At 71.0% G+C, this 5,340-nt stretch carries 6 protein-coding genes and 1 rRNA gene; 3 read left to right on the plus strand and 4 right to left on the minus strand.

Features of this window, described 5'->3' with window-relative positions; genetic code table 11:
* The first annotated feature begins 557 nt into the window (after nucleotides 1–557).
* Nucleotides 558–1,160, plus strand: coding sequence for a dihydrofolate reductase family protein (locus tag EF903_RS28115; protein ID WP_125547830.1), 603 nt, complete (start codon nucleotides 558–560; stop codon nucleotides 1,158–1,160).
* 172 nt (nucleotides 1,161–1,332) lie between these two features.
* Nucleotides 1,333–2,025: an SDR family NAD(P)-dependent oxidoreductase gene (locus EF903_RS28120; protein WP_125547832.1), complete on the plus strand. Its 693-nt coding sequence runs from the start codon at nucleotides 1,333–1,335 to the stop codon at nucleotides 2,023–2,025.
* Here EF903_RS28120 and EF903_RS28125 read toward each other — a convergent pair.
* Nucleotides 2,018–3,073 (minus strand): MerR family transcriptional regulator, encoded by a 1,056-nt coding sequence (locus tag EF903_RS28125; RefSeq protein ID WP_185902863.1) that lies wholly within the window; start codon nucleotides 3,071–3,073, stop codon nucleotides 2,018–2,020. The genes EF903_RS28120 and EF903_RS28125 overlap by 8 nt on opposite strands.
* 246 nt (nucleotides 3,074–3,319) lie before the next feature.
* Between EF903_RS28125 and EF903_RS28130 the strand changes: the two genes are divergently transcribed.
* Nucleotides 3,320–4,426: a hypothetical protein gene (locus EF903_RS28130; RefSeq protein ID WP_125547836.1), complete on the plus strand. Its 1,107-nt coding sequence runs from the start codon at nucleotides 3,320–3,322 to the stop codon at nucleotides 4,424–4,426.
* Nucleotides 4,427–4,459: 33 nt separating this feature from the next.
* On the opposite strand, the gene EF903_RS28135 is transcribed toward EF903_RS28130, so the two are convergent.
* The 3 genes from EF903_RS28135 to rrf all read right to left on the minus strand — a co-directional run bounded on the left by EF903_RS28135 (nucleotide 4,460) and on the right by rrf (nucleotide 5,332).
* Nucleotides 4,460–4,666 (minus strand): hypothetical protein, encoded by a 207-nt coding sequence (locus EF903_RS28135; protein ID WP_125547837.1) that lies wholly within the window; start codon nucleotides 4,664–4,666, stop codon nucleotides 4,460–4,462.
* A gap of 80 nt (nucleotides 4,667–4,746) precedes the next feature.
* Nucleotides 4,747–5,106 carry a hypothetical protein gene (locus tag EF903_RS28140; protein WP_125547838.1) on the minus strand — a complete coding sequence of 120 codons (360 nt, stop codon included), beginning with the start codon at nucleotides 5,104–5,106 and terminating at the stop codon, nucleotides 4,747–4,749.
* Between the two features lie 109 nt (nucleotides 5,107–5,215).
* Nucleotides 5,216–5,332 (minus strand): 5S ribosomal RNA (rrf, locus tag EF903_RS28145).
* Between the last annotated feature and the right edge of the window lie 8 nt (nucleotides 5,333–5,340).

The following is a 5,340-nucleotide window of genomic DNA, read 5'->3' on the forward strand; positions in this document are numbered from 1 at the left end:
GCTACCGGAGCAGCCCCGCAGGTCTTTTTCAAAGGAACCTCATCCACCGAAGTGGACGGGGTATCAACTTCTGGCGTTGATTTTTGGCACGCTGTTGAGTTCTCAAGGAACGGACGCTTCCTTCGTACTCACCGCAGTAATTGCTTACTGGGGCTTTCCTCCGGGCTTTCGTTCTTCGTTTCCGACTCTATCAGACTCTTTCGTGTCCGATTCCCGGTCGAAGCGGGATTGCCTTCCGGGACTCGCTTTCGCGTTTCCCTTTCGGCGAGACCGACTCTATCAGAAGTTTTCCACCGGATTTCCCGGGTTCGAATTTCCGAACAAGGAGTCGACTGTGCACCCGGGGCTCGAGGTCCCGGGTACGAGGTCTGCTTGGGGATTGTTGCCGAACGATCCGTTCCAGGCAACCGCTCCACTCTACATCCGCATCCCACGGGTGTCAAAGACCCCAGGCGTCACCTTCGGCAGCCCCGCCAGGACCGATGAGTTCCTCGCCCGCCTGCGGTCTCCATCCGGTAGACACAGGCAGAGCAGGGCCTTCCCGAGGAGTGAGTCACATGCGGATCGTGGTCACCGAGTTCATCAGCCTGGACGGCGTCGTACAGGCACCCGGCGGGCCGGACGAGGACCGGGACGGGGGCTTCGCCCACGGAGGGTGGGTGCAGCCGTTTTTCGACCCGGAGGTGGTCGGCGGCGCCTTCGACGCCGCCCTCGCCGGGGCGGAGGCCCTCCTCTTCGGGCGGCGCACCTGGCAGACGATGGCCGGTGCCTGGCCGGACCGCGCCGGCGACCCCTTCGCGGACCGCATGAACGCCCTCCCCAAGCACGTGGTCTCCTCGACGCTCACGGCCTCAGACCTGACGTGGAACAACACCTCCCTCATCGCCGGCGACAAGCCGGTGCCCGCCATCAGGGAGCTCCGCGACCGCGAGGGAGGCGACCTGGTCGTGATGGGGAGCCCCTCGCTGGTGCGCACCCTGATCGAGGAGGGCCTCGTCGACGAGCTCCGCCTCAACGTGATGCCGGTCGTCCTCGGCGGCGGCAAGAGCATCTTCCCGGCGTCCGGCGGCAAGCGCACCCTGCAGCTGGTCTCCGCGGTGACGAGCCCCGCGGGCGTCCAGGTCTGCACCTACCGGGCGGCCCGGGAGCCGTCTCACTGATCAGGGCACGCCGAGCCGGCGACGGCGGTTCCCGGCCGGGCAGGACCGCCTACCACCGAGGGACCAGGACCAAGGTCGCGGCGACCGCAGGACCGGCGACCGAGGCGGCGAAGCCGTCTGCACGCCTACGGTGGCGCCGACGGCACACGGAACTCGGAAGTCGGGGGCGGGGATGGCGGTCGCGATCGTGACGGGGGCTTCCCGCGGCCTGGGCCGAGCCCTCGCCGCGGAGCTGGCGGCGCGGGGCTGGAGGGTCGTGGTGAGCGGACGGGACACCGCCGCGCTCACCGCACCGGCCGACGTGCCCGGCGCGGTCGCGCTCGCAGGCGACGTACGCCATGCCTTTCACCGCGCCGCACTGGTGGCGGCGGCACAGCGGCTCGGCGGGCTGGACCTGCTGGTGAACAACGCGGCGGTGCTCGGTGCGGAGCCCCTGGTACCGCTGGCCGAGCAGTCGCCGGACGGGTTCCGCCACGCCCTGGAGGTGAACCTCGTGGCACCTCTGGCGCTGGTCCAGGAGGCGCTGCCGCTGCTGCGGGCATCGCCCCGGGGCGCCGTACTCAACCTCAGCTCGGCCGCTGCGGTCGCGCCGTACGCGACGTGGGGTGCGTACGGGGCGACCAAGGCCGGGCTCGACCTGCTGTCCGGCGTCCTGGCCGTGGAGGAGCCGGAGCTGCGGGTGTGGTGGGCGGACCCGGGGACGATGGCGACGCGGATGATGGCGTCGGCAGAGCCGGACGCGGACCTCGGCGCACTGCCGACACCGCATGAGGTGGCCCCGCTGCTGCTGCGACTCGTCGAGGAGCGGCCGCCGAGCGGGCGGTACACGGCCCGGGACCTGGCACGCGGGGCGGTGGTCAGGTAGCGGTCCCCGCCGGCGCAGCGGGCATGGCCAGGGTGGTGAGGTCACCGCGGTCCGCCGAGCGGACCGTGACGGGCCGGTCGTGTCCCCGCAGATCGAGCAGGACGTCGGGCCCGATCGCGGCGCTCACCGCAGGATGGAGGGTGGTCACCTCGAACCGCACCCGCAACGCCCGTCCCGTCACGGTGGCCGGCACCGCCAGACGAGGCCCGGCGTCGTCCACTGTTCCGACTGTCAGTCCGTGACCGCCGACGCGCAGCACTGCGTCCGCACCGGGCTGCTCTTCCAGCGCCCGCAGGAGCAGCTCCTTCGAGGCCGTGACACGAGTGGTGGCGCCCCCCAGCGACGAGAGCACCAGCCGGTGATCCGGGAAGTCCTCGGGCACCAGCCGGCAGTACCGGTCTCCCCGACCGCCGAGACCGAACCGGATGCCGTGCGAGAGCGCTTCGAGCCGCACCGCCGGGCAGCGCCGGATCCCGCCGACCGCGGCCCGCAGCTCGGCGCCGTCGACCGTGCCGGCCCACGTCCGCGCCGGCCCTTCGGCCGGCACCAGCGTCCTGGTGGCGAGCCGGTACCGGTCGGTCGCGGTCAGGGTGAGCGCCTCGGCATCCACCTCGACGCGCAGGCCGGCGAGTGCAGGTGTCCCCGGCTCGTACGCGGCCGCGGTGAGCACCTGCTCGACCGCATCCGCCAGCACGGGCCCCTTCACCGCGCCGAGGGGAAGCGCCTCCTCCTTCCCGAGGGCGGACCTGAGGACGGCGGCCTTCTCCCGCACGGCCTCGGCCTGGTCCACGATCCGCGCGACGTGCTCGTCGAGGAGGCGGGCCGCCTCGCCGGCCTCCGCACCGAGCACGGCCTCGACCCCGGCCAACGGCATGCCGACCTCCCGCAGCCGCCGCAGCGCGACGGCCCGGGCCAGCTGGCCGGGACCGTAGTAGCGGTAGCCCGAGACGGGATCGGTCTCGGCGGGCGGCAGCAGCCCGGTGTCGGCGTAGAACCGCAGCGCACTGGAGGTCAGACCACTGCGTCGGGCAAAGGCCCCTATCGGCATCAGCTCGTCGTCTGGCACGGCGCCATCCTCGAACTTCAACCAACTCGAAGGTCAAGCCCGACCCCGTCCTCGACGCGCAGCTCCACGCCTGCCGCTGACCGCTCGGCAGAGCGCCGAGCATGTGGGCAGCACCCTCCATGACCTTCGCCGCGGCCGTGCACGGCCCCGCACAGCGGACGGGAAAACACCATTGCCGGCCCGCCGCGGAGTTGCGACGATGCCTGCTGCTTCTCTCACGGAGGACGTTTGTTTGTTTTCGTGTGCGCCGGCTGTGGCGCACGGCTGACCGCCCCGCTGGCTCAAGTCGCGCTGCCGGCCCACGCCCATCAGCAGTACGGGAACGGGATCCAGCTCCCGGTGCTCATGGAGCCGGGCACGTTCGCCGTGGAACCGGAACCGTGGGGGCCGCCGTGGCGGAGGTGGCAGGAGATCGATCCGGGCGAGGCGGAGGCACGTGGCATCCACGCTCCGGTCCACGCCCTGTCCGGCGGTGCGCCCGGCAGCATCGTCATTGCACCCGGGGATACCCGCGGCACCGTGCTCCTCCCGGAGGAAAGCGGCGGCTACTGCTGCGGCCTCGGCTGGGGTGACGGCCCCAACATGGCCTGCGAGGGGTGCGGCCTGCCCGTGGCGACCCGGATCGACGACTGCTCAGTCTGGCAGGCGGTCTGGCTCGCGCCGGGTGCCGTGCTCCGCCTCCCTGTCGACGACGGCGACATTGCGGTGCTCTCCTGGACGGAACTGCTGGAGGAGGGGAAGGGAACGCCCCCGATCGAGCCGGTCACCAGATGGAGCTCACTCTGCGGACTGGACCACCGGTGGTCATGGAGTCCGGCGTGGGAGGCGGCAGCCGGCCGCGCCCTGGCCCACATGCTGGCGGGCTCGGCTGGCCGACCGGTGACCGTCCCGCACGGCCTGGTCGCTGAAGTGTTCCGACGCGCCCTCGACGCTCTGTTGCCCGCTGCCCAGCCCGCCAGCCGCGCCGTCCTGGCCGGACCGGGACGGCCCGTACCCGACGAGGACGCCGACATGATCCTCGTGCCGACCCATCCGCAGACGGGGGAACTCTGGATCCCGGAGGGCCCGGGCGCATCTGCATACCCGGTGCCGCTGCCGTTCGGGGTGTGGAGGTGGATGGCCTTCCCCGAGCCACACCTACGCCACCCCGCGTCGGGAGTCATGCCCGACGGCATTCTCCGCGACGATCCGCCCATGCCGCGCCCCCCTCACCTGTTCCGGGCCGACCCGGGAACCTTCCGGCACACGTTGGTCCGCTTGCCGGCCGTCCGCAGCCCGTGGCTGCGCGAGATCCTCGACAACCTCACGCCCCACATGCACGCCGGCCTGTTCTGACGAACTGTGGGTGACCCGGCTCCGAGGCTCGGGCTAGAGGTTGATCCGCTTCAGGTAGACCCGCCGGCGGTGGGGGATCGTCTGGTACCAGAGGAGGAGGCGCTCGTCCTCGTACGTCCGGAGCCGCATCGGGTTCGGGTCCTCGTACAGACTGCCGTCTTTGGGGTCGATGCCCGGAGAGGCCAGGTCGACGAGCCCGTCCATGACAGCGCTGACGAGTTCCTGCTGTGCCGTCGGCATGTCGCCGAGAACCCAAAGCCGGCCGGGGTCGCATTCCCATGCCCAGCCGTTGTCGCTCTCGACGGCTTCGCCGCGCGCAGTCACAGGCCGAGCTCCCGCTGAGCCTCGGCGAGGATGCGGCTGCTCGTGGCCATGGCGTCCTGGAACTGCTGCTCGGTGGAGGCCGGGTCGCCCGCGATTCGCTCCGCCTCCCTGAGGCTGGCCGCGCGGGCCGGCCAGCGGTGGATCGCCACGTGAGTGGCCCACTTGATCAGGAAGAAGCGAAGGGGGTTGATCGCCCCCGTCTCCGCGGCCCGATCGAACGCCTCGTGGCATTCCCTGTCGAGCGCGGCCAGGCTCGGCATGTCGATCCGCCGCACCGCGTCCCGCAGGGCCTCGCGTGTCATGGCCGGTTGGGGGATCAGGGGGCGGTCGCCGTCTTCCACCTGCTGTGCTGTCATCGGACTCCTCCAGGGGACCGCCGCCAGGATACCGAGACGGCATCGACATTGCCCTGAAACGCAGGAAAGCCCCGCACCAGAGCTGGTGCGGGGCTTTCCCACAATGATTGTTCGGCGGCGTCCTACTCTCCCACAGGGTCCCCCCTGCAGTACCATCGGCGCTGAAAGGCTTAGCTTCCGGGTTCGGAATGTAACCGGGCGTTTCCCTAACGCTATGACCACCGAAACACTATG

The sequence above is a fragment of the Streptomyces sp. WAC05292 genome, from assembly GCF_003949955.1.
GTDB classification, from domain to species: Bacteria; Actinomycetota; Actinomycetes; order Streptomycetales; family Streptomycetaceae; genus Streptomyces; species Streptomyces globosus.

Excerpts from the sequence above, each read along its gene's own strand:
- EF903_RS28125 (WP_185902863.1), bottom strand. The coding sequence starts at position 3,073 with ATGCCGATAGGGGCCTTTGCCCGACGCAGTGGTCTGACCTCCAGTGCG.
- EF903_RS28135 (WP_125547837.1), bottom strand. The coding sequence starts at position 4,666 with ATGCCGACGGCACAGCAGGAACTCGTCAGCGCTGTCATGGACGGGCTC.
- EF903_RS28120 (WP_125547832.1), top strand. The coding sequence starts at position 1,333 with ATGGCGGTCGCGATCGTGACGGGGGCTTCCCGCGGCCTGGGCCGAGCC.
- EF903_RS28115 (WP_125547830.1), top strand. The coding sequence starts at position 558 with ATGCGGATCGTGGTCACCGAGTTCATCAGCCTGGACGGCGTCGTACAG.
- EF903_RS28140 (WP_125547838.1), bottom strand. The coding sequence starts at position 5,106 with ATGACAGCACAGCAGGTGGAAGACGGCGACCGCCCCCTGATCCCCCAA.